This is a genomic window from Rosettibacter firmus (genome assembly GCF_036860695.1).
Classification (GTDB): Bacteria; Bacteroidota; Ignavibacteria; order Ignavibacteriales; family Melioribacteraceae; genus Rosettibacter; species Rosettibacter firmus.
In genome coordinates this window covers 73,541-100,311 of sequence record NZ_JAYKGJ010000005.1, presented here as the reverse complement: position 1 = coordinate 100,311, position 26,771 = coordinate 73,541, and the positions used below count along the sequence as shown (strand labels likewise).

Below are 26,771 nucleotides of genomic sequence, written 5' to 3'. Positions count from 1 at the left end.
TCCTCCTTTACTTTATAATTATCCTTTCCGGATTTAAAGGTTTTCCTTTATGCCATAATTCGAAGTGAAGATGTGGACCTGTACTCTTCCTTCCAGAGTTTCCACTAAGAGCAATTAATTCGCCCTGTCTAACAAAATCTTGTGGCCTTTTAAGTAGGATTGAGCAATGTTTATACATTGTAATGTAATCAGAGTCATGCTGAATTATAATTGTGTATCCATAATCTATAGTATAATCTGCAAAAATAACCAGACCACCTGCAGAAGCATAAATTGGCGTACCAATTTTAAGTCCATAATCTACACCTAAATGGCCAATTTTAGGATCAAAGCCCTTTGTTAAAATACCTATTGCAGGTGCTATGAATACTATGGAATCAACCAATTCGTAATTTTCATTTTTTAATTTACTAAACAATTCCTTAAATGCAAGTAAAATATTTCCACCTAAATTAATCTTTTTTGTGATTTTCTTCTTTAATGTATCGTAAATTGCTTTTGATGTGTCAGAAGAATCTCTTGTTGCAAGTCTTAATGAATATTTTATCTTTTCATTTGTAGAAGAGATACTTTCTAATTCACCTGTGAGTAGTTTAACTTTTTCCTGAAGTTCATTTATTTTTTTTCGTTGAGCAATTAATTCCTGATTATCAAGAACAAAAAGGAAATCTTTTAATGGTGTAATAGAAAGTATAAAGATTAATATCATCCATGAAATCAAAGTATAAATCGATATATACAAAATACTTCTAAATATACTGAACTTATAAGTTTTTGTACTTGAATCTGGCAGGTTTGGTGTTATTACAAAAAATATCCTTTTTAGCTTATCTAAGTTTAAAAATTTCATTTTTATTTATTGATGTTGTATCAAATATATGAAATTATGAGTTTTTTTTCTCGATATTTATTAACTGGTTTATTCTATTTATAACCATTTGAGGAGTAAGTAAATAGCCACAATCAAAAGTTTTTAGTGGACATTGATTATATCCGTGAATACCACATGGTTTACATTTCAAATCATTATATGAAATAAAATCACTTTTAGAATTATACGGATAAAAACCAAAATCTGGAATTGTTGAACAATAAATTGTTAATGTTGGAATATTAGCCGCCATTGCCATATGAGTAGGTGCGCTATCATTACAAATAAGCAGTGTACATTTTTTTAGAAGAGTTATTGTATCGATTACAGTTAATTTACCTGCTAGTGAATAAGTATCATCAGGAAATTTTTCATTCAAATATTCACAGATTAATTTGTCATCGCTACTACCAATTAAGCAAACAAAATAATTAAGACCTGTAAGATATTTGACAATTACTTCATAATATTCTTTTGGATAAATTTTTGTTTTCCAGACAGAGCCAGGTGCAATAGCAACAATTTTTTTGGTTATAAATTTTAATAACTCATTAATTTTATGTTCACTTTCTTCAGAATATTTTATTGATGGTAAAATTCTCCAGTTATTCTTTGATGTATCATATCCAATTAATTTTAAATTTCTCTCTACTTCGTGCTTATTTTTTTCATAATGCATTTTATACTTATATAAAAAATTAAAAGAGGCATTATCAAAACCAAAAGTCTCGCTGGCATTAGAAAATTTTGATATAATTGCAGAACGAAATGAACGATGTGGAGAATAGACTTTTGAATATTCTTTTTTTCGAATGGTTTTTATTAAATAAAATAAATCAATCAAAGATTTTTGATTCTTTTTTTTATCATATATAATAACATCGTCAACAAAAGGAGAGTTTTTATAAATTTCTGAAGTCGAAGGTATACATAAAACATCGATATAATATTGAGGATAATATTCTTTCAATTTTTGAATCATTGGCAATGTTAAAATTGCATCACCCAGAAATGCTGTTTGTATAATTAAAATTCTCTTTTTAGAGTTCAATATTTCCATATCTTATGCATCCAGAAATACTGCTCGGGATTTAATCTAATATATTTTTCAAGAAATGATATATATCGCTGGGTTAATTCGATTGGTCTTTTCTCTATTTCGTCTGGTAAATTTTCAAAGTTTAATTCTTCAACATGAATTATATATTTATAATCTGGTTGTCTAACACAAGCAACCAGAATAATATTGCAATTAGTTTTAAGAGCAATTGAAGCAGTACCAGTATATAGAGCAGTTTGATGGTTAAAAAAATTAAATCTCGCACCATCGATTGGACCTCGCTGGTCGCCAGCAATTAAAACAACTTCACCTGATTTTAATGCTTTAATTATTTCTTTGACTGAAACACCTACTGGTATAACATTAGTATTTCCTATGCTACGAGTTCTTTTAAGCCACTCTGTTATATATTGATTTCTTTGAGGTTTTACCAAAACATGATAATTAGCATTGATATAAGCAACTATAGATGATATTAATATTTCCCAGTTACCAAAGTGTCCTGTTAAAATAATAAGACCTTTACCATTTTTAATTTTATTACTAATTAAATCCAGGTTATCAAACCATACTTGAGATTTTATTTCATCCAGTTTTAAGAAAGGAATGAGCATCAATTCAACAAATGTGATGAAGATATTCTGGAAATTTTTTTTTGCAATTTTTTTTATCTCCTTTAGTGACTTTTCTGGAAAAGCAATTTTAAGATTACTTATTACTGTTTTTTTTCTGATAGGAATAAAATAATAAAGAAAAGTACCTAAAAACTTAGCAAGTTTTCTTGCTTTTTGTAATCCAATAAATCGAAGAATTTTATTAAAAAGACGAAAGAAAAAATATTCAATTTTATTTTTGTTGAACATATTTCTTTATTGAGTACTTAATCGTCGTTGCCAGTTATCATCTCTAACTTCTCCTCTCTTAGTAGAATGGAGTAATTCATAATTTCCAAATCCTGTAACATCACCAAAAATAAAACTTACTCCTCCTTCTATTTGATTATAAAACCATACTTCATAAGGTTTCATATTTGCTTCGCTTGGGTAATAATCTCTTTGATCTGGTTCACCATAAATTAAGTAAACTCTTCCTCTATCGGTTAAATATCCTTCTTTAGAATAAATACTAAAATTTCTATTTGCATATTCAACACGTTTCATATAGTCTTCTTTAAATTCATTTATTGAGGTAGAAGGGTCGGGATCGCGTTGTTTCCAGAAATTATATAAAAATTCTCTTTTTGCAGCTAAAGAATCTAACTTTTTATATTGATCAATTTCTTGTTGAGTTGCAATGTACTTTATCTGAGAAAACATTTTATCACATTCATTTTTATCTAATATTGCAAATTCGCTCCCAAGTACACCTTTATCTACAATTTTTGCTTTTGAAGTATCAATATATTTTGCGTTATAGTAATAAAATCGTTTAGTTGATATATATGCTTGATTTGTTTTGTTATCAACAAGACTGAAAACAAGATTATAAGAATCGGTTGGTAATTTAGATAAATTTATTGTTCCAATTTCTACAAATGAATTTTGACTTTGTTTAATCTTTTTAGATTGTTCAAAAACTTTCTCTCCAATACTATTATAAAGTACTTTGAATAGCTTAAATTCATTATCGGCATCTTCTAATAATAAATTATAAAGTTCAGCATAATAAAATAACATTGGCATTTTATCGGTGTAAGTCATAGATGGATTTGGAATAACTTCGAGAGTATTTTTATAGAAAATTGAATTTGGATCAGCTCCATCTTTTTTAATATTTGTAGCAATTTGTATATCACTTATTGAATATTTATTATCTTTAAATGGATTTACTATAATTTTCTCATTAATAACTTTATTGAAAGAAGGATTTGCAACATCATAAGCTTTAATCAACAAGGAATAATTTCCCTTTGATATTATAAAACCAATTACTCCTGTATAATTTCTGTCCTGATTATCGCTCTGCTCATTAATCTGATGTGTAATTTTCCAGTCTTTATTTATAAAAAAAGTATCGGCTTCTAAATTTTTCATTTCAATATGAACGATTGCTTCTTTGACCTGTCCTGCATCAGTTTCTCTAACTTTCATATTAGTAGTATTTAATTCGTAATAAAATTCCATATACACTGAACTTGAATCATATTTAAATCGGGCATAATCAAATTCAAATCCCAATTCGGATTGAGCAAAAAGCTGGGAATATAATATTATTATAAATGAAACAATTTTTTTCATTTATCTCCTCGATATTAATAGAATTTTAGGTACTATATTTAATCATTTAGGAAAATATAATCAATTCTACAATATAGTTGCTGAAGTATGTTAATATTATTATAAAAAAGAAAAGGAATTTTAAAAAAAAAGAAGCCCTCTTTTTTCAGAGGGCTTCTTTTTTAAGTTAGAACTGAATTATAGACCTAATGTAATAGTAAATACATGGTTAGCATCAAAGAATTTAGCCTGGCGATAAGCATAATCTAATTTTAAACCAACGCCTCCTAAATCATAGTTTATACCAAAACCAGCTGTTAAACCAAATACATTGCTATCACTATCTAGTTCTGGCATAAACATATATCCACCTCTTAAGAATAAGGTATTATTAAATCCATACTCAGCACCCAATTTATACTCATCACCATAAAAGTTACTATTTTGAAATACACCATTAACCATTAAGGCATTTGATTCATTAATTTGTAAATTATAACCCAAACCCAATTCTAATGTTGATGGTAATTCGAACGAAGCAGCATCAATCTTATAGTACTGAGTTGGACGTGCTAAATCTGTTGAAATTGCTTTTACGTTTAGACCACTTCCATCATATTTCATTTGAGGACCAATATTTTTCAGTACTACTGCAAAGCTTAATCCATCAACATTTGCTAAATTCTTATAAGCAATACCCATATTAAATGCTATACCAGTAGAAGAAACCAATTCAATTCTTTCGGTTATAAGATTAGCTGTAACACCAACAGAAATTCTATCACTTAACATTCTTGAATAAGTAACACCCAATGTAACAAATGATGGTCTAAAGGTTTGACCTGTTCCATCTGGATTAATTACGGTAGTAACAGGGATATCACCTATTCCAATAGATTTTATAGTAAATCCTAAAGCACCAAATCCTTCAATGTTAGTTGAAACTGCACCATAATCAACACTAATATCTGCAATGTAATTCATATGAGAGAACATTGCATAAGTATTATACTCTCCGCGAACAAGATTAGCTGGATTCCAATATAAAGCTTCAACACCAGTTGCACCAACTATAGTTGCACCTGACATCGAGATACCGCGAGCACCAACCGGAACCAGTAATTCTGTAGCACCAGCAGTACCATTACGACTTCCTCCACCAGCAAAAAGACTGCTGACAGTAAGTAGTGTTAAAAGTATAACTGCAAATAAATTTATTTTTTTCATTTTCAGTCTCCTTCAATTTTTTAGAATCTATCAAGAACTTGTTGTTCTTGAATGATAGCTACTTTTAAAATCTTTGTTTTACCCAAATCTGGCATATCAACGTGAACAATATAGATACCGCTTGCAACAGGCAAACTACTCTCATTATTTAAATCCCATCTCTGGAATTGTTCAGGTGAATCTTTTCTAATTGTTCTAACAAGTTGACCTGCAAGGTTAAATATTCTAATTGTTGCCTTTTGCGGTAGATGAGTAAATGTTACAAAACGTTGATATTTATTTATTTCTTGAGGATTAACGCCATAATATGGATTTGGGAAAACATTAATCTTTTCTACATCTTCTTTAGCAAGTTCAGTACTTACAGTAACTGAAGGAGCTGTGAATTCAAATACATCAGAACCTGGTAGATTTGGTTTAGTAGTAATTATCTTAAATACTGTTCCTTCTTCTGGCATTGGACTATTAACATTATTAGGCCAGTTTGCATCAGAGACACTTCCACCGTTCCAGTTTACCAGTACCATACGACGCATTGCATCACCGCTCATTATTGCTCCATCCATATACTCGTGATTAGCATCACCTTCTGTTTGTATTTTATTAACAATTGCATTATAACCACTCTCGCCAGGCGTCATATCTTTTGGAATTACCCAATAAATCCAATCTGTTTCTGGATCATCATCCCTACCCGAAATTGGATGATCAATACCTGATAAATCAAATACTCCATTTTCATTAGCATCAAGTATATACGGGAAATAACGAACATCATCACTTGCATCAGATTTTGTTCCAATATTCCATAACTGGAATGGAACATCTACTAATTTACCATGTCCACCATAATCACTTCCTGGATATAAGAAAGCTTTACCTGGTATAAATCTTATTTCAAAATCATTTGGTATTATTCTTGGCCAGCGTGCGCCTCCCTGAGTTACTCTTGTTTTAAAGAAATCAAAGTCAAAAGAGGCATCATCTATATTTCCAGTATGAATACCCCACAAACCACCACGAACCTGTTGCCTTGGTGTCGGTCTATCACCTGTAGATGGATGCGGGAATCCACTATTATTGAATGCAAAAGCACCATATTCAGGTGGATCGAGTGGTCCATTTGCATTTGCAGTTACAAGAAAATCTTTGAAATCATTTGGCGCACCGGAAACTTTTATTAACATACCATCAACCATTGGAGATAAGTCATCAGCTTTTTGGTTGGTTTGTTTTGTTAATATTGTAGTGGAGGTTGTTAGGTCTTTTAAAATCCATCCATCTACATCAAAACTAACTTCATACTTGTGTCCGGTAACTTTTGTTGGATCAACAACAAATGCTGTAACCTTACCATCACTAAACCCTGATTTATGTGTAGCAACAATTTCTTTACCCAATGAAGCTTCGTATCTTACACCGGGTTTGGGTGGTTGAGGTGTTACTTCAATAACTTCAATCGAATTTTCTAGTACTTTAGGAACTGCATTTGGATCTGGATTATATGCATATGCTGTTACTGCAAAATAATATTTACTTCCATTGTTTAATGGCATTCCACCTTTAAAAGCATCCGATTTAATACTTATATAACGTTTAATTCCTGAATCTGTACCAAATTTTACAACTCTACTCTGTACTACTCCAGATGTAGCATCAAATTCTAAATCACTAATTTTAAGAACACCATTTACTTTATCATAAGTTGCTATTAACTTAGCTTCATTTGCTTGGGCTGTTCTTGATGGTAGTTGATATATACAATAACCTTCAAATTCAAAACCACTTTGTGAGTAGGACTCTGTAGCATTTACCTTTGCTAAATCACTTCCCCAAGAAAGTATAACTTCCCTATCCATTTCCGCAACTGATACAGCAGGGGCAGGTGGAGCTTTCGGAACATTAAAGAAATTATCATAAGCTAATTGTGCTTGTAAGTCATAGAACTTTAATAATTGAATAGCACTAAGTCTATCAACACCAGGAATAGCACCTGCTGCAATTTCAGCAACTACAACTTCCTGTGTATCACCATAAGCCATTTCAAAAGGACCGGAAACCATACCAATTCTTCTATCTCCCGGTGGGTGAAGCATTCCATCAATCCAGCCAGTGCCTGTAATTGGATCACCAGATAGTGTAAATTTGGTTGGTTGACCTGTAGTAGGATCTACAAATGGATCACCACTTGTAGAAATTCTTCCTCTAAACAAATTATACCATTGTAATGCACCTGTTTCATACAATCCTAAATCAGGGTCGCTATATATTGGGTCACCATTAATAAAGAAATAAAAAGCTGTCATTGGAAGATTTTTCTTTCCTTCAACATATTTACCTTTATAAATGGCTTTATCTTCAGCACTTCCGGCAACAATAGGACCCTGGAAGAAATCAAAACCAACAGCAGGAGGTGGAAGCGGGTTATAAACTGCATCTGTAGCATTTGCATTGTAACAATATCCTAAACTTAGAGTTGTATCGCAACCTGCAAAATCATCACCTGCGTCTCCATCATCAATATCACTCCACATAGAAACATACATTTCTGTAAATGGTTTTTGTTCTGGATTTTTATTTATAATAATGAATTTTCTAAATATCATATTGCCTAATGCACCTGTAGCTTTGTAACCCCAAACAGTCACCTGTTCCTCTATGCCCATTGGAAGAGAACCATACATATAATCAGTTTGAGCTGGATCTAAATCATTGCAAACAAACCAAACTGTCTGATCGGCTCCTGGTACTCCAGGTATATCTATCTGAGGATTATATTTACCATCGCCATCGACATCTTCGAAAGGTGCTCCCTGATCAGCTGGCCATTCATTCCAGTCCTTTTCATATTGTTGTCTAATAGCTTCAATAGAAGGTCCATCACCATCAGCCAATTCAGCACTTAAATCGCCATCTTTATAATCTCTTCTAACTCTATAAATTCTTACATCCGGATCATCTGGATTTGCAGGTTGTCCATTTGGTAAAATACGTCCTGGAACTGTTCCCTGTCTATATGTTGAACCTCCAACTCTCCACTGTCCATCTACTCTACCACCCCACAAGAAACCAGATTGGAAAACCGCTGTTTTATTACTTCCTTTTGGAAATACAAAACCGGAATTACCATTTTGATTTATGTCAGTTTCACCATCATTTTTAATCCAGGTAGAAATATTATTTATATTAATTTTGGTATAAACTGGCGTTCCGAGACTCTTGTTAAGTCTGGTGGATTTTTTATCGCCACCACCTTTTGCAAGTGCCAATGAAGTAAACGCTATTAGTATTAGCGCAAAACTTAAATATCTAATTAACTTTATTTTCATTTTTTACTCCTGTTATTTTTTCAAAACTAAATTAGTATTCTAATCTGATACCAAGTCGAATCTGACGAGGTGGTCCATATAATAAGTTAGTTGTTGCACCAGGAACACCACCGTATCCTTGCTGGTAATCAATATTGATTGCTTTATAGAGATTTATATATTGATCACCATAGGTGGAAAGTAACTGTTGTGCTAATTCTGGATTATAAATGACACCATCATCGTCAGCCGAACCTGTTCTCAAGAATACATTTCTTACATTCTTTCTATCAAACAGGTTGATTACATATACATAAACATTGAGAGAAAGTCTATCAAATAATCTAAATGTTTTATCTACACGTAAATCAACCTGAAATTCACCAGGAGTAGTTGATGCATTCAAAGCTTCAAGTGGTTGACGGAAACGAGCATCTGATTCCGCATTCAGTGCACCAAATCCTCTTGTGTATGGATGTCCACTATTAAACATTGCAAGCAAGGATATACCAAAATTTTGCAGTAAAGAAGGTCCATCTTTAGGTCCAAAACGATAATCTATATTAACATTTCCTTTAATTGCTTGATTGAATTGAAGTGGTGAAATATATTTAGGAACAAATATTGTAACACCATCAAGTGGAGCACCAACAACACCACTATTTGAATATGGATTCGAACCTGTACCTCTGGCATCCTGGAATGAAAGTGTAGCATTAACTGCTAATCTCTGATATCTTCTCATATTAAGAGTTATTTCTACTCCTTTTGTAGTAGCATAATCACCATTTGCTAAAATATTATAATTCTGGAATGCAGATGTTCTAACAACTGGTTGATTTACAAATTGAACCTGATCCTTTATATCTTTATAGTAACCAGTAATATCCAATGACATAAAATCTGTTAATTGTTGAGTAAATCCTAATTCATATTGAGTTGTTCTTGTTGGTCTAATATTAGAACCAGCTGGTCTTGAAATAAAAAAGCCACCTTTAATTTCCCAAGCTAATTCATAGTAACCTAAATAAGCAGTATTAAGTGCTGGTTGTTGTACAAATTTACCAAACTGAGCATGGAATACTGTTTTATCTGTAACAGGAAATGAAAATCCTAAACGAGGACTTACTGCACTAAATGTTGGTACCTTCTTCCAACCAGCTTCGTACAATTCTCCAGTTTGAGGATTGATTGCTAAATCTGGTTGACTTGGATCTACAAATGTAAGATTATCAATATCAATATAATCAAATCTTAAGCCTGCGTTTATTACTAAATCTTCATACTCAATTTTATCCTGGATGTATGCAGCAGCAAAAACTGGTTTATGTGGAGCATCAAAGAATCCTTCATCTGTTTCATTACCAAAAACATCATAACCATAGTTATTGACACCTCTGGTTAAAATGAACTGACGCTTTGCTGCTGTGATTTCATCCTCTGTAGCATTTGGATGAGCTACCAACCAGTTATTAAGTGACGCAGCTAAACTAACCTGACTACGTAAACCCCAATTTCTCAATACATATTGTTGATATTCACCACCAACTTTGAAAGAATGATGTTTACCTAACAAAAATGATAAAGCACCATTAAGTGAAATCCCTTCTCTTTTATTTTTTCCATATCCTGTTGGTATTGATCCATCTCTATTAAAATAGAAGCCCATGATACTTGCTTGTGTTGGGCTAACATATCTTCCATAAACCCCATTTGCAATATCAGCTGCAGTTCTTGGAATAGTCCATCCAACTTCTGCATTAGCTACGCTATCTCCGTATGCCCAGTAATTAGAACCCAAGCCAGGAGTATAAGTTTCGCTATTTGAGAAGAAATATCCAGCTGATAATTCATAAAACATTGAGCCACTTAATACGTGTGTTACTTTAAGATTTAATGCTCCATTTGCTTGTTCATTTCTACCACGACGAGTTTGAAGAATATTTCTAATAGGATTATCTGCCCAAACATCACTATTATATGTTGTATATGTACCAGCTAATCTTATTAAAACTGGTTTTAAATCAAAATTCAATGTTCCTGTATAAGTATAATATTGTTCCTGTACCCCTTTTCGAGGTCCAGCTGGATAAACGAAATTAATTGTATCACCTGATATATTATCTGTTAAAATTCCTAAATTCATTCCTGGATATGGCTGGGGTTCGGGATCTCGCTGATATACATAATTAATATTAGCAAAAAACTTAACTCTATTATCAAATAGAGGACCACTTAATACTCCACTTTCTTCGTGATATCCCCACCAGTATGCACCAAGACGTTTTTTACCATCAAAAGCATTATCTTTGCTTTTGAATGTTATATTATCAGTAATATATTCATAACTAGCTTTAAGTTGAGTGCCACCAGATTTAAATGATTGACGAATAATACCAGCATTGGCACCACCAAATTCTGCAGTATAACCACCTGCTTGAACTTGAATTTCTTCAAGAGCATCCTGTGAAATTGTTACACCACGATTTCCTGTAATTGGATTTTTAATTGATACACCTTCAAGATAATATCCGACTTCATCATTTCTACCACCACGGATATATATATTTCCATTTTGAAGTGTAACACCAGCTGTTAAACTTATTATATTATTTACTCCACGAACAGGCAATGCCTGTATATCTTCACTTGTTGTAATTCTTACTGCGTTTGTATTATCTTTTTGTATAAGTGGTTTCTGTGCTACAATTTCTACAGTGCCAACCTGTATTTCCTCACTTGGTAACTGAAAATCTAATGAAGTTGTGAGGTCTGCATTTACACGCACATTTGAAATAGTTATTGATTGATATCCCAGGTATGATGCTCTAACAGTATAAACACCCGGGTCAAGGTTTTGTAGTACATATTCTCCATTTGCGTCAGTGGCTGCACCAGTTGTGGTACCCATAACAATAACGTTGGCACCAATCAATGGTTCGCCTGTCTGCAAATCTACTACTTTACCTTTGATTCTACCCTTTGTTCCTGCTGTTAACAATGCAGGAAAAAGAGCAAGTAATAGCAAAAAGTAAAAAATTCTTCGATGCATACTTTACTCCTTAGCTTGTTATTTTAATTAAGAAAGGGTTAATGAAAGGAAAAAAATTGTAAATAAAGTACAATAATTACCTCCTATCTTTGTGAGATATTGTAATTAATTATTTTTTTTTGAATTATTATTAAATTCTGTTGTTGGGATAAACATAGAATAAAAAAATAATTCTTTAACATAAATGCCCTTCATACAGCCACTCAATCTCTCTATTTGTTAGCTTCAGAAAATATAACATTATAATTTTTATGTTTATTAACATTATTCAAAATCTTTTCATTTTCAATAAAAAAATAATATCACTAATTCGCTTTGTCAAGTAGAAAAAAGAAAAAAACACTCAAATTCTTTTTTGATAAAAGATATTACAACAGTTTTTGAATTTTTTCTATAAATACACTTTTAGGAACAGCTCCAATTATAGTATCTTTTACTTCTCCATTTTTAATAAATAAAACTGTGGGAATACTTCTTACTCCATACCGAATGGCTGTCTGCTGATTTTCATCAACATCAAGTTTCCCTACTTTTATTTTTCCTTCATATTCTTCTGATAGGTCTTCTATAATCGGTGCAATCATTCTACATGGTCCACACCATGCAGCCCAAAAATCTACAATAACTGGAATATCTGATTGAAGTGCTTCTGTATCAAAATTGCTATCAGTAAACGTAAATGGCTTCATATCTATTCTTATCTCCTATCTAATTTACAAATTAATTTAATAAATTATTTCATAAAATTTCTAAAATGACAAATTATTTTACTTAAATAAAGTATTAAATCAATACACCATTCTTTTTTATCACTTCTCTAGCAATGATACCTTTTTGAATTTCGTTTGTACCTTCAAATATTCTATTAATTCTCGAATCGCGATAAAATCTTTCAATTGGTAATTCTCGTGAATAACCCATTCCACCGTGTATTTGAACTGCATAATCTACAATTTTATCAAGTGCTTCTGAACAATATAATTTTACAATAGCAGATTGATATGAAATATCTTTACCCAGATCATAATCAACAGCAGTTCTATAAACAATTGATTCCATAGTATAAATCATCGTTGCCATTTCTGCAAGCATAAATTGAATTGCCTGAAAACTTGATATAGTTTGATCAAATTGTTTTCTTTGTTTAGCATAACGTGTTGAAAGCTCTAAAAGTTCTTTAGAAGCTCCAAGACAGGCAGCACCAAGACCTAACCTACCTGCATCAAGAGTTTTCATTGCGAGTAAAAAACCCCGTCCTTCTTTTCCAAGTAAATTTTCTTTTGGAACTCGAACATTTTCAAATGTCAATGCATTAGTAGTACTTCCTTTAATACCCATTTTCTTTTCTGGAGGTCCGGCATGAAAACCAGGTGTATTTGATTCTACAATAAAAGCACTTATTCCTTTAGAAGTTCTTGCAAAGACTGTAAGGATATCTGCAATTCCACCATTAGTTATCCATAATTTTTCGCCATTAATTACCCAATAATCACCATCAAGTTCTGCTCTGGTTTTAACATTAAATGAATCTGAGCCTGCTTGTGCTTCTGTTAAGCAGAAAGCTCCAATTTTTTCTCCTTTAGCAAGGGGTGTCAGATATTTCTTTTTTTGTTCTTCATTACCTCCAATATAAATTGCATTAGCACCGATTGATTGATGTGCACCTATGAAAGTTGCAGTTGATAAACATCCTCTTGCAATTTCTTCCTGCATTATACAATAACCAATTTCACCGAAACCACCACCACCATATTCTTCTGGAAAAGCAACTCCAAGAAATCCAAGTTCTGCTAATTTTTTAATTAAATCATCTGGAATTTTTTCTTCGGCATCAATTTTAGATGCGATAGGTTTAATTTCATTGTTGACAAAATCGCGAACTGTTTCGCGTAACATTTTTTGTTCTTCAGTAAAGGTAAATTCATGCATTAATTTATTCCCGATTTATTTGAATGCGAGGTGAGCTTTCTCTCCTATAAAATTAACAATGTATTCGCCTCCATCCACTCCAATAACATTTCCAGATATCCAGTCACACTTTTCGTCGCAAAGAGCCACAATAGCTTTTGCGATATCTTCTGGAGTTGTTAGTCTTCCCTGTGGATTTTTGAATTGTGCTGCATGTAACATCTTATCAAACATTGGAATTTTTCTGCCTGCAGGTGTATCTGTAACTCCAGCCATTATAGCATTACATGTAACTCGCATTGGACCAAGTTCTACTGCTAATTGTCTTATATGAGCTTCGAGTGCTGCTTTAGCTGCAGAAACTGCACCATAATTAGGAATTACTGTATGAGAACCTGCACTTGTGAGTGCAAATATTCTTCCACCTTCTGCAAGTAAATTTCTAAAAAATAAGCCCTGTGTCCAATAAACTAACGAATGTGCCATCACATCAAGTGTCATCGTCATTTGTGCTGGAGTAACACATTCTTCTGGATTTTTTGATATGAATGGTTTTAATGTACCAAACGCTAAAGAATGAATAAGTACATTTACTTTTGAATTATCTTTGGCTGCAGCAAATCTTTCTTTTATTTCATCAAGTGTATCATTTATTTTAATTTGATCTGCAGCATTTATATTGAAATAAATTGCTTGCTGACCATTTTTTTCGATTTTTTTTATAATTTGATTAACCTGAGGCATGGTAGCTTGACGGTCAAGATGAACTCCAAAAATGCTATAACCATGTTTTGAAAGTTCAATTGCTGATGCTCCTCCAAAACCGCTTGAAGCTCCTAAAATTAATGCCCATTTTTTTTCCATTAATATTCCCCTTTTTAATTAAGTGTGGTGCAAACTTAAGAAATAGAAAAAACAAATCAAACGGTTAGATTAGATTGAATTGGATTTTTAAATTCTTTTACATCTTATAACCATCGATGTTCTTATAATTATTTCATCACTAAATTTGCTATAAGCACATAAATCTGCTTAATAATTTTTCTACACAACAAATTATTAAAATATTTTTTCTGATTATTATTAACAAAAGTCATCAAAAACTACTTATCATAAAATTCAATAATACATCAAATTATACAAATGCTTATGTTGTAAAAAAGAGAATGTTTTCATAACCAAGAAGATTTTTCAATCTTTCAATAAAATCATCATCCAGCTTGACACGATAATCAACAGTAAATTCTCTTACTGTACCATTTTCTTTAACACACAATAAAACAGGAATATTTCCTTCATACATCTGCAATAACTTCTGGAGTTCTTCAACCAATTCTGAATTGTGTAATGCTGGATCTAAAATCAGTCCCAATCTTTTTGTGAATTTATTTCTGGTTTCATTCAAAGGATAAGCTTCTTCTACATGAAGTTTAACTGCATCGCCACTACTTTCAAGTCTGCCTTTTACCATAACTGTTGATTCAAGTGTTATAAGATGACCATAATCTTTAAATATTTTAGAGAACATCAAACATTCACATGAACCTGTAAAATCATCCAGTTTAAAAAATGCCATTTGTTTACCAGACTTATCAATTTTAAGACTAACATCTGTAATAACACCGCAGGCTCTCACCATTTCATCATATTTATAAGTTTCAGATTCTCCGAGATGAACAGTTGCGAAAGAATTATATTCAATTTCATATTTTCTTAGTGGATGATCACTCAGATAAAATCCTAAAACTTCTCTTTCCTTAGCGAGTCTTTCTCGTGTATCCCACTGTCTAACTTCTGGAAGAGAAGGTTCTTCATATTGAAAATCATCTGAATATGTTGCAAATAAACTATTAGCGTGAGATTCTTTAGCAAGCTTTATCTTACTTCCAATTTCGAGTGCTTCTTCAATTGCAGCAAAATTTTGTGCTCTTGTTCCACCACAAGAATCCAGAGCACCTGCCAAGACTAAACCTTCGAGTGCACGTTTGTTAACAATTCGTGTATCGACATTTGCACAAAAGTCATATATACTCTTAAAATCTCTTCCTAACTCTTTATGTGCTCTTTTAATCTCTTCAACAGCCTGAATGCCTACATTTTTAATTGCTGCCATACCAAAAATTATTTTTTTATCTTTGACCTGAAATTTAACGGTTGGATTATTGATATCTGGGGGCATTACTTTTACGCCCATTTTTCTACATTCTTCGAGTAATACAGTAACTTTATCTGTATTATCATATTTATTACTAAGATTTGCTGCTAAAAATTCTTCGAGATAATGAGCTTTGAGATATGCTGTTTGATATGCAAGAATACTATAAGCAACAGCATGACTTTTATTAAATCCATAATTAGCAAATTTATCTATAGCATCAAAAATTTCACCTGCAATTTGTGGATCAATATTATTTTGTTGTGCACCTTTAATAAATTTTTCTCTTTGTTCTTGCATTGCTTTCAGATCTTTTTTGCCCATTGCTCTTCTTAAAAGATCTGCTTCTGCTAAACTCATTCCTGCAACTTTATTAGCAATTTGAATAACCTGTTCCTGATAAACAATTATTCCATATGTTTCTTTTAGTATTGGTTCGAGTACAGGATGTAAATATGTAATTTCTTTTTTACCATGCTTGCGTGCTATGAAATCATCAATAAATTCCATTGGACCAGGACGATAAAGAGCATTCATTGCAGCAAGATCTTTAATACTTGTAGGTTTCAATCTTTTTAAATATTCTTTCATTGGAGCAGATTCAAACTGAAATACTGCTGTAGTCTGTCCTTTAGCAAAAAGCTCATAAGTTTTGGGATCATCGACTGGAATATTTTCTATATCAATTATTTCGCCTCTTGTTTCTTTTACCAGTTCAATTGTATCTCGAATTATTGATAGAGTATCCAGTCCAAGAAAATCCATTTTAAGAATTCCTACCTCTTCAAGATCTTTCATATTAAACTGTGTAACAGTAGCAGTTTCTCCCTGATCACCATAAATAGCAAGCGGGACAAAATCGCTAACATCACCTGGTGTTATTACAACTCCTGCTGCATGTTTCGATGCATTTCGATTTAAACCTTCCAGTAATCGAGCATACTTTATAAGATCTTTAATAAGCGGATCTTCAGATTTTTTAACCCATTGCAACTCTGGAACTTCTTCGAGTGCCTGATCAATTGTATAGACACGACCAAATTTTGAAGGTATCCATTTTGTAATATTATCGACCTGTGGAATAGGAATCTTCAGAACACGAGCTACATCACGAATTACCTGACGGGATGATAATCTATTAAATGTAATAATTTGTGCAACAGAATTTTCACCATATTTTTCTTTAACATAATTAATAACTTCTTCTCGTTTATCATCTGCAAAGTCAACATCAATATCTGGCATCGATTTTCTAGCAGGATTTAAAAATCTTTCGAACAAAAGATTGTATTCGAGTGGATTTACATTTGTAATCCCGAGAACATAAGCCACTAAACTTCCTGCAGCACTCCCTCTTCCTGGTCCAACAGGAATTCCTTTTTTCTTTGATGCATTGATAAAATCCTGAACTATGAGAAAGTAGCCAGCATATCCCATCTTATTAATTACATCTAATTCATATTTTAAACGCTCTTCAATTTCAGGTGTAATTTTTTTGAATCGCTTTTCCAATCTTTCATATGTTAATTGAATCAGGTATTCTTCAAGTGATTTAGTATTATCTGGTAATGGAAAGATAGGGAAATGATGACCTTTAAGATCGAGTGTTAAATTAATTTTCTCTTCTATTTCTAATGTGTTTTCAATTGCTCCTTTATAATTCTTGAAAATTTTTTTCATCTCTTCTGCAGATTTAAAATAAATCTGATCAGTTCCATATCTCAGTTCATGATAATCAGCAGTTCCAGATTTATCGCCAAGCAATAACAGAATATTATGAGCAATTGAATGATCTTTTTCTATATAATGAATATCATTGGTTGCAACAAGTTTAATATTAAGTTCTTTTGCAAGTTTTGGCATTCCTGCTAAAATTGGTTTTTCTATATCCATTCCATGGTCCTGAATTTCAAGATAAAAATCATCACCAAATAATTCTTTTAAACTAATCGCTATTTCTTTTGCCTTTGCCCAATTATCATTAATTAAATAAGTTGAAATTGGTCCTGCAGGACATGCTGAAGTACAGATTAAACCTTCTTTATATTTCGTTAATACTTCAAGATCAATTCTGGGCTTATAATAAAAACCTTCTGTGTGCCCAATAGTCGAGATCTTCATTAAATTTTTATATCCAATTTCATTTTTTGCAAGTAGAAGAAGATGACTATAATGTTTCGATTTACGTTTTCCATTTTCTGTATCAGTAACTTTATCAAATCTACTTTTCTCAAAGTCTACATAAGCTTCCATTCCAATTATTGGTTTAATACCTTCAGCTTTAGCTTTTTTATAAAATTGTAACACACCAAACATTACACCATGATCAGTTAGAGCAACAGCATGCATATCATTTTTTTTAGCAGCTAAAACTAAATCTTCAACCGTGCATGCTGCATCCTGTAAACTATAGTGAGAATGATTATGTAAATGAATAAAATCTGACATTTTTGTTTAACTCTTTTTTCCACTTTGAATGAAAAAATATAAAAAATTGATTGAACACTGATGACACTGATGAGACTCGATTCTCACTGATAATCCTGTGGTCATCTGTCTAATCTGTGTCATCTGTGTGCAATCATTAAATTATTTTTGAACACTGATGACACTGATGAGACTCGATTCTCACTGATTTTTCATCTGTGGTCATCTGTCCAATCTGTGTTATCTGCGTGCAATCATTAAATTATTTTTTGAACACTGATGACACTGATAAGACTCGATTCTCGCTGATAATAATCTTGTGGTCATCTGTACAATCTGTGTCATCTGTGTGCAATCATTAAATTACTTTTTGAACACTGATGACACTGATAAGACTCGATTCTCGCTGATAATAATCTTGTGGTCATCTGTACAATCTGTGTCATCTGTGTGCAATCATTAAATTATTTTTTAAACACCGATGACACTGATAAGACTCGATTCTCACTGATAATCTTGTGGTCATCTGTCCAAATCTGTGTTATCTGCGTGCAATCATTAAATTATTTTTTGAACACTGATGACACTGATGAGACTCGATTTTCACTGATAATAATCTTGTAGTCATCTGTCCAATCTGTGTCATCTGTGTTCTATTTCCTTAATTTAATCCTGTATGACCAAAACCCCCTTCGTTACGTTTGCTTTCGTTAATTTCCTCTGACTCAATTAATTCTGCTTTATAAATCTTTGAAAGAACAAGTTGAGCAATTCTATCACCACGTCTTACAACAAAATCTTCATTACCAAAATTGAATAATATAATTTTTATTTCACCACGATAATCTGAATCAATTGTACCAGGTGAATTCAATAAACCAATCCCGTGTTTTGCTGCCAGTCCACTACGGGGCCTAACCTGAATTTCATATCCTTCTGGGATCTCAACTTTTAAATTCGTTGGTATTAATGCAAAACTTCCACTTTGAATTATAAGTTCATTATCGATAGCTGCTCTTATATCCAGACCACTGCTACCATCGGTTGCATATTCTGGTAAAGGAATATCTTTAAAGTTATCAGATATTCTTTTAACCTTTAAATCAATTTTTGTAAGATTAAATTCTTTCCTGTCTAAATTTTCATCTTTATCGAGCAATGCAGATAAAATTATAAAAAGTTTTTTATCAAAATAATTTTTTGATAACAAATTAATTTCCCAGATAAGAATTACTAAAAGTAATGGAAGTAAAATTTTTCCGAAACTTCCCAATTTTGAAATTTCGAACAATACAAAAGAAATAATAATAACAAGTGAAATTATCGATAACCAGGTACCAATAATAATCCATTTGTCTTTGATAGTTTTATTTATTCTATCATACTCTTTAAGTAATGAAATAATATTTTGTGGTTTAATTCCTTTAATCATCTTTTAAAACACTTTTATAATCTTATTTAAAAATTTCCTGTCAATAATTTTTAATATAAATAGAAGCATAAAAAATGTTATTAATAAAACTAATTTTATTGCTATGGTAAGCAAACCATTATAATAAAATATATAATATACGATACAAGTTACTAAAATGAGTGATAATATTTTTAATATTCTTTCGTATTCATAATTAATTTTATAAACTTTTTGAGAGAATAAAAATAAAGTAGTAGCCATAACTAAATAACTTGCCAGTGTTGCAAGTGCAGCTCCCATAATTCCAAGTGATGGAATCAACAATAAGTTAAAAACTACATTTACTAATGCAGCTGTTCCAGTAACAACAGGAAAATATTTTGTCTTCTCTTCAATATATAATCCTGCCTGAAAATTCACATATAATCCATTAAACAAATAAGCTAATAAAATTATTGGAACAATTGATAAACCATCCCAGAATTTGTAGCCAATTAGACTTACATTTCCAAAAAATTTTATTTTAGCCACATCATCAATAAACAAAGAAAGAATTATCCAGACAACCGAAGTTGCAATCAAAAAAAGTGTAAGAACTTTAGAAAAAATCTCCTTTGCATTTTCTTCTTTAGCAGTTGTAAGTAAAAATGGTTGCCAGGCAAATTGAAACATCTGAACTATTAACATCATAAATATTCCAAGTTTATAATTTGCCTGATAAATCCCAAGAGTCTCTTCGTTAGTAAGTGCAAGTACAATTGGTCTATCGATAACCTGAACTACAGTTGCTGCTAAACTTGCAGGTAAATATGGTATAGCAAATTTCAACATTGGTTTTAAAAATTCTTTATCGATTTTAAGTACAAAATTTTTAATTATATCAAATGATAAAATTACCAGTGAAAATAAAGATGCAGAAAGATTTGCAATTAAAATAGCCTCTATCCCCATTTTGAATTTCAGGACAAGAATAAAATTCAATAGAATATTTAAGAATATGTTACTAAGTCTAATAAAAGTAAACTTGAGTGATTTTCTTTGTAAACGAAGATTTGCATAGGGAACAATTGCAAGTGTATCAATAAGAATGATTAGTATCAGATAATAATATAAATAAAAATAATGCTGGGGGATTTCTATTAATTCAACAAAAAATTTTCTCAGAAAAAATAAGATAATTGAAAGTATCAAAGAAGAAAATGTAACACACAAAAAAGCAGTAGAATATGCAACTTTCTTTTTATCGGCTGGAGCAACTGAACTATATTTCATAAAAGCTGCATCCATTCCATAAATAAAAATAATATTAAGAAATGCTATATAGGCATATATATTCGAATAAATACCAACTTCGGCTGGTGTAAATACATTTGTATAAAATGGAACAAGAAGAAAATTTAGAAACCTGCCAATTATGGTGCTTACTCCATATATAATCGTATCTTTTGTTAGTTCTTTTATCTTATCAAACATTGTATGGAAATTTATGCTTTAAGATTTCGATGTAATAAATAGAATTAATTTATTATGCTTATTGAACATTAAACTTATAATTCACACAAAATATTTTTTTAGTGCATCAATATAAATCTGTGGTGGACGAACAGCCTTTTTAGTATCGGATTTAATAAAAATATGAGTTGTAAATCCTTCTGCTATAAGCTCATTTGTAGATTTTCTTCTAATTACATATTCGATATGTACTTTTGGTGAATATAATTCTTTAACTATTGCTTCGATTTCAAGAATATCGTCATAAAATGCTGGACTTTTATATTTTACATTCGCTTCGATTAAAGGCAATTGATATCCATTACGTTCCAGTTCTGCATACGATAAACCAGTAAATCTTAAAAGTTCTGTTCTCCCTACTTCAAAATATTCAAGATATTTTCCATTGTATACAAATTGCATTTTATCTGTGTCAGCATATCTAACACGAATTTCAGTTTTGTGAGTGAGCATTTATCAGTAACGATTTATAATTAAATTCATCTGAAAAGATTTAGCATTATTTAATCACTTTGAATGATGATTTGAATTTCTACTTACTCAATATAAACACCCATTTTACCAAATTTCTCAAGACGATTTTGAACAAGTTTTTCTGGTTTAATTTTAATTAATGCTGCCAATTCTTCTTTCAGGATTGCTTTTAATGTATTAGCCATGCCCTGATGATCTTTGTGAGCTCCACCAAGTGGTTCAGGAACTATTCTATCAATTATTCCCTGTTGAAGTAAATCATCTGCAGTAAGTTTAAGAGCTTCGGCTGCCTGTTCTTTATAATCCCAGCTTCTCCATAAAATGCTCGAACATGATTCGGGACTAATTACAGAATACCATGTATTTTGAAGCATTAATATTCTATCGCCCACACCAATACCGAGTGCTCCACCGCTTGCACCTTCACCAATAATAACTACGATAATTGGAACTTTTAATCTACTCATTTCCAGAAGATTTCTTGCAATAGCTTCTGCCTGTCCACGTTGTTCTGCTTCGAGACCAGGATAAGCACCAGGTGTATCGAGCATTGTGATAACAGGTTTATTAAATTTTTCAGCAAGTTTCATTAATCTCAATGCTTTTCTATATCCCTCTGGATTTGGCATTCCAAAATTTCTGTATAGATTAGATTTTGTATCTCTCCCTTTTTGATGACCAATAATCATTACTTTATATTCATCTAATTTTGCAAAGCCACCTACAATTGCATGATCGTCTCTAAAAAGACGATCGCCATGAAGTTCAATAAAATCTTCGGTCATCATATAAATATAATCAAGTGTATATGGTCTTTCGGGATGGCGTGCAAGTTGTACACGCTGCCAGCGTGTAAGATTTTCATAAATACTTTTTTTAAGTTGAATGACTTTCTCCTCAAGTGTTTTTATTTCATTTGAAATATCAAGATGACCCTCATATTTACGCATTTCTTCGATTTTATTTTCCAGTTCAATAATTGGTTTTTCAAAATCCAGTGTGTTTTTAGCCATTTTTACTCCATTTTAAGTATCATTTTTGCAAATGTTCTTCCGAGAATTTCTAAATCCAGCCAGATGTTTTGATTCTTGGCATAAAAAATATCAAGTGCTTTAATTTCTTCTTCGTCATTAGATAAAATATTTTCTACATACCATAAACCAGTAAGCCCAATTTTACCTACAAATAATTCACCATAATAAGAATTTTTGAGTGGACCAACAAAACTTTTTTTACCATTTAATATTTCTGGTATCTGTAAAATAAAATTAACAAAATCATTCTTTTTATGACTGAACTTATGAAGTAAAAATATTAAAGGATAAACCAAAAGTAAAATTAAGATTAAACTCAAACTGTAATCAAAAATTAATTTTGTAATTTTATGACCAAAAGAAGAAATATTATATTGAACTTTTAATAGTGGTATATCATCAAGCATTGTAATTGCAGATTTACCAACAAGATAATCAAGCTCTTTTCCTGCTACCATAAATTCAACATTTAAACCCTGACATTCAGATACAACAGCAAAAATTTGCTCGAAAGATATATCATTAGAAAAGAATATTACTCTTTCAACTTTTTCATCAGTTATTAGTTTTTTAATATTTTCTAAAGAGCCTAATATTTTATAATTACCTATTTTTTCGCCTATTTCCTTTCGACTTAATCCAACAAATCCAATAACCTGATATAGTGAAGTAATATTTGATTTTAATTTTACTGCAAGTTCATTGGCTTTTATGTTATTACCTACAATTAATGTCTTAGCTTTTCGAGATTCACTTATCAAACCAAGTCTAAAAACTACTTTCACAAAAATTCTCCACATAGAAAACAATATCACAGCTAAAATATATGTAATCAATACAACGGCACGACTGAATGCAAATTGCTTAAGAAAATATGTTAATGCAGATAAAACAATAAAACCATAAAAAAGTGAAATTAAACTGCGTAAAACAGAAATTGCATTTTTTTGATAGGTACCTGATAATATTGATATAAATATTTGTAAAAGTGCTGGCAAAAAATAAACCCAGGGAATTACAAAAGAAGGAAATCCTCTCCAGTGTTCATTTGCATATAATCTTTCTGCAAGTAATACTGAGCTACTAAAGAAAATAAAATCCAATAAAATACTAACAATTGCAAGCTTATATACATAAGCAAAAGCTATTAATTTGCGAAATAGAATTGCCAGCTGCAAAATTCCTTCTACTATGAATGAAGATGAAAAATGTTTTTTCACAAAAAGATGCATTGCATCGTAAAAAAGTTTTGTTTCATCTATTTTACTTCTTTTTGTACTCTCTCCTTTATAGTGAATTATTTCTGTGGAATGAACATAATAAACTTTATAATTTGCCTTCTGAGCACGATAGCACAAATCGAGATCTTCACCATACATAAAAAACTGAGAATCAAATCCACCAATTTTTTCATATACTTCTCTTCGCATCATCAAAAATGCACCACTTACAGCATCAACTTCATAAGTTTGATTTTCGTCGAGATATGTTAAATTATATTTAGCAAAAAGTCGGCTTTTAGGAAACAACTTACTTAATCCCATAACTTTAGTAAAAGAAGTCCAGGGACCAGGGAAACCTCTTCTACAGGCAAGTTGAAGTGTTCCATCAGGATTTAAAACTTTGCAACCAGCAATTCCACAATCGGGATGAGTTTCAAAAAATTCTATCATCTTTGTTAATGTATCTTCACGAATAATTGTATCTGGATTAAGGAGTAAAAAATATTTGCCTTTAGCTTCTTTAAGAGCAAGATTATTAGCGGCTCCAAATCCAATATTTTTTTCGTTTATAATTAATTTAACTTCTGGAAATTTTTCTTTTAATACATCAACACTTCCATCGTCAGAAGCATTATCTACCACAATTATTTCTACCGTAATTTTATCAATAGCTTTCTTTATTGAATCCAGCAGATTCAATAAAAATTCTTTTACATTATAATTTACTATGATAATTGAAAGGTCAATCATATTATTTATAAAATCCTAATAAACCTCTTAAACGTAATTTCCATACCATAAAGATTGCTTCATAAACAATTTTTTTTGACATTTTCGATGAACCCTGAGTTCTTTCAACAAAAACAATTGGAATTTCTGTTATCTTAAATTTTTTCTTCCATGCAATAAAATTCATTTCTATTTGAAATGAGTAACCATTCGAATGAATATTATCCAGATTTATAGATTCGAGAACTTTTCTTCTAAAGCATTTAAATCCTCCTGTAGCATCTTTAATAGGCATTCCTGTAATAATTCTTGTGTAAAGGTTAGCAAAATAACTTAGTAATAATCTCCTGATTGGCCAGTTAATTACACGAACACCATTAATGTATCTACTTCCTATAACAACATCATAATCTTTAATCTTTTTTAAAAAATTTTTTATTTCTTTTGGATCGTGAGAATAATCTGCATCCATTTGAATTGCCACATCGTATCCATTGTTTAGCATATATTTAAATCCTTCGACATATGCTGTTCCAAGTCCAAGTTTCTTTTCGCGTTTTATCAGTTTTACACGAGAATCTTTTTTACTTAATTCATCAACATAATTTGCTGTGCCATCTGGAGAGTTATCATCAACAATCAAAATATTTACATCTGGATACTTTTCGAGTATGTTAGGAATTAGTTCCTGAATATTATCCAGTTCGTTATAAGTTGGAATTATGATTAGTGTTTTTAATGAATTAGTCATAATGTCCCTTCCCGAATAATACAACAAAAATTGTTCTAAAAATTATTTTAAAATCCAGTCGAAGACTCATGTTTTCAATATAAAATAAATCATAGCGTAATTTTATTTTTACATCGTCAATAGTTTCGTCATATTTATGTTTGACTTGAGCCCAGCCCGTTAATCCTGGACGAACTTTCAATCTTCTTTTATAAAGTGGAATCTCTTTTGAAAGTTGTTCAACAAAATATGGTCTTTCTGGACGCGGACCTACAAAACTCATATCACCTTTAAGAATATTAATTGCCTGCGGAATTTCATCGAATCTTATTTTACGTAAAATTTTTCCGACTCTTGTTACTCTCGGGTCATCTTTAGAAGACCAGACGGGTCCTGTATGTTTTTCAGCATCTTTTATCATTGTACGGAACTTAATTATCTTAAAAATTTTCCCATTCATTCCCATTCGTTCTTGCTTATAAAATACCGGTCCTTCACTATCAAGTTTAATTGCTAAAGCAGCAAGTAATATTATTGGAGAAGTTACAATCAACATAATAAGAGAAAGAACTATATCCATCAATCTTTTTAATTTCTTTTCCCACTCAGGCATTAATTCTGGCATAATATCGATGAGAGGGATTCCATAAATTTGAGAAGTTTTAACCTGACCACTAATAATATCATAAAGGTCTGGAACAATTTTTATTTCAACATTTTTTCCATCACATTTTGATATCAAATCAAGTATAAGATCTTCATGATGTCTTTCAACTGATATTATAACATCTTTGATTTCATAAGTATCAATTACTTTCTCGAGATTGTCTGCTGTATCAAGAACTTTAACACCATTGTAATCTTTATCAACATTTTTATTCATTACAGAAACAAAGCCAACCACATCAAGTCCCAATCCTTTATGATTTTCGAGCATCTCATAAATTTCCTGTGCTCTAGAATTAAATCCTACAATAACAGCTTTTCTTCTTCCAAAACCTTTTATGAGTAGATTTCGCTGAATACTTCTAATAAGAATTCTTCCAGCACTTACTATAACAAAAAAGATAATCCAGTAAACAAAAATGAAAAATCGAAAAGGAGTTGCAATACCAGTTCTATAATCATCATAAAGAATTAAAAACAAAAGAATAAAAATACCTACAAATGTTGTTTTAAAAAGAGTGGAGATTTCATCAAATCGAGATTGAGCAAACCATGTTCTATACATTCCAACGAGAGTAAAAATTATCAACCAGTAAAAGTAAATTGCTAACATTGGAAGAAAGAAATCGGGTTGAGAAATTAATTCGAACCAGCCTGTATTAACACGTAGATAAAAAAACAAAAACCAGGAAAAATTAATTGTTACAAAATCTGTAATAAGTAAGAATATTTTTTCTGTTTTTTTACTCAATTTCACCTCAAAGA

The 26,771-nt window shown here is 31.2% G+C and carries 18 protein-coding genes; all 18 read right to left on the bottom strand.

Annotation, left to right across the window (positions count from 1 at the left end; translation table 11 throughout):
- Nucleotides 1-7: 7 nt before the first annotated feature.
- The 18 genes from VJY38_RS13500 to VJY38_RS13415 all read right to left on the bottom strand — a co-directional run bounded on the left by VJY38_RS13500 (nt 8) and on the right by VJY38_RS13415 (nt 26,763).
- A complete protein-coding gene (locus tag VJY38_RS13500) occupies nt 8-850 on the bottom strand; it encodes a M23 family metallopeptidase (RefSeq protein ID WP_353681252.1) in 843 nt (280 codons plus the stop codon).
- A 34-nt stretch (nt 851-884) separates the two neighbouring features.
- Nucleotides 885-1,931 carry a glycosyltransferase family 9 protein gene (locus tag VJY38_RS13495; protein WP_353681251.1) on the bottom strand — a complete coding sequence of 349 codons (1,047 nt, stop codon included), beginning with the start codon at nt 1,929-1,931 and terminating at the stop codon, nt 885-887.
- A complete protein-coding gene (locus VJY38_RS13490; RefSeq protein ID WP_353681250.1) occupies nt 1,919-2,794 on the bottom strand; it encodes a lysophospholipid acyltransferase family protein in 876 nt (291 codons plus the stop codon). The genes VJY38_RS13495 and VJY38_RS13490 overlap by 13 nt, the downstream gene beginning before the upstream one ends.
- 6 nt (nt 2,795-2,800) lie before the next feature.
- On the bottom strand, nt 2,801-4,168 hold the full coding sequence (locus tag VJY38_RS13485; RefSeq protein WP_353681249.1) for a GWxTD domain-containing protein: 1,368 nt from the start codon (nt 4,166-4,168) through the stop codon (nt 2,801-2,803).
- 177 nt (nt 4,169-4,345) lie between these two features.
- The gene (locus VJY38_RS13480) at nt 4,346-5,374 is read right to left on the bottom strand and encodes a PorV/PorQ family protein (RefSeq protein WP_353681248.1); all 1,029 of its coding nucleotides are present in this window, start codon (nt 5,372-5,374) and stop codon (nt 4,346-4,348) included.
- 20 nt (nt 5,375-5,394) lie between these two features.
- The gene (locus VJY38_RS13475; RefSeq protein WP_353681247.1) at nt 5,395-8,703 is read right to left on the bottom strand and encodes a T9SS type A sorting domain-containing protein; all 3,309 of its coding nucleotides are present in this window, start codon (nt 8,701-8,703) and stop codon (nt 5,395-5,397) included.
- Nucleotides 8,704-8,734: 31 nt separating this feature from the next.
- Nucleotides 8,735-11,734, bottom strand: coding sequence for a TonB-dependent receptor (locus VJY38_RS13470; RefSeq protein ID WP_353681246.1), 3,000 nt, complete (start codon nt 11,732-11,734; stop codon nt 8,735-8,737).
- A 368-nt stretch (nt 11,735-12,102) separates the two neighbouring features.
- On the bottom strand, nt 12,103-12,423 hold the full coding sequence (gene trxA, locus VJY38_RS13465) for a thioredoxin (protein ID WP_353681245.1): 321 nt from the start codon (nt 12,421-12,423) through the stop codon (nt 12,103-12,105).
- 94 nt (nt 12,424-12,517) lie between these two features.
- A complete protein-coding gene (locus VJY38_RS13460) occupies nt 12,518-13,663 on the bottom strand; it encodes an acyl-CoA dehydrogenase family protein (RefSeq protein ID WP_353681244.1) in 1,146 nt (381 codons plus the stop codon).
- Between the two features lie 15 nt (nt 13,664-13,678).
- A complete protein-coding gene (locus tag VJY38_RS13455) occupies nt 13,679-14,506 on the bottom strand; it encodes an enoyl-ACP reductase FabI (protein ID WP_353681243.1) in 828 nt (275 codons plus the stop codon).
- A 283-nt stretch (nt 14,507-14,789) separates the two neighbouring features.
- A complete protein-coding gene (dnaE, locus tag VJY38_RS13450; protein WP_353681242.1) occupies nt 14,790-18,245 on the bottom strand; it encodes a DNA polymerase III subunit alpha in 3,456 nt (1,151 codons plus the stop codon).
- Nucleotides 18,246-18,885: 640 nt separating this feature from the next.
- A complete protein-coding gene (dut, locus tag VJY38_RS13445) occupies nt 18,886-19,656 on the bottom strand; it encodes a dUTP diphosphatase (RefSeq protein ID WP_353681241.1) in 771 nt (256 codons plus the stop codon).
- A gap of 3 nt (nt 19,657-19,659) precedes the next feature.
- On the bottom strand, nt 19,660-21,111 hold the full coding sequence (locus VJY38_RS13440) for a lipopolysaccharide biosynthesis protein (protein WP_353681240.1): 1,452 nt from the start codon (nt 21,109-21,111) through the stop codon (nt 19,660-19,662).
- An 81-nt stretch (nt 21,112-21,192) separates the two neighbouring features.
- The gene (locus VJY38_RS13435; RefSeq protein ID WP_353681239.1) at nt 21,193-21,603 is read right to left on the bottom strand and encodes an acyl-CoA thioesterase; all 411 of its coding nucleotides are present in this window, start codon (nt 21,601-21,603) and stop codon (nt 21,193-21,195) included.
- An 83-nt stretch (nt 21,604-21,686) separates the two neighbouring features.
- On the bottom strand, nt 21,687-22,637 hold the full coding sequence (locus VJY38_RS13430; protein ID WP_353681238.1) for an acetyl-CoA carboxylase carboxyltransferase subunit alpha: 951 nt from the start codon (nt 22,635-22,637) through the stop codon (nt 21,687-21,689).
- Nucleotides 22,638-22,639: 2 nt separating this feature from the next.
- Nucleotides 22,640-24,631: a glycosyltransferase gene (locus tag VJY38_RS13425; RefSeq protein ID WP_353681237.1), complete on the bottom strand. Its 1,992-nt coding sequence runs from the start codon at nt 24,629-24,631 to the stop codon at nt 22,640-22,642.
- Nucleotide 24,632: 1 nt separating this feature from the next.
- Complete coding sequence (locus VJY38_RS13420) at nt 24,633-25,361, bottom strand: polyprenol monophosphomannose synthase (RefSeq protein ID WP_353681236.1); 729 nt, start codon at nt 25,359-25,361, stop codon at nt 24,633-24,635.
- Complete coding sequence (locus VJY38_RS13415) at nt 25,354-26,763, bottom strand: sugar transferase (RefSeq protein WP_353681235.1); 1,410 nt, start codon at nt 26,761-26,763, stop codon at nt 25,354-25,356. Before VJY38_RS13415 ends, VJY38_RS13420 begins: the two co-directional genes overlap by 8 nt.
- Nucleotides 26,764-26,771: the final 8 nt, after the last annotated feature.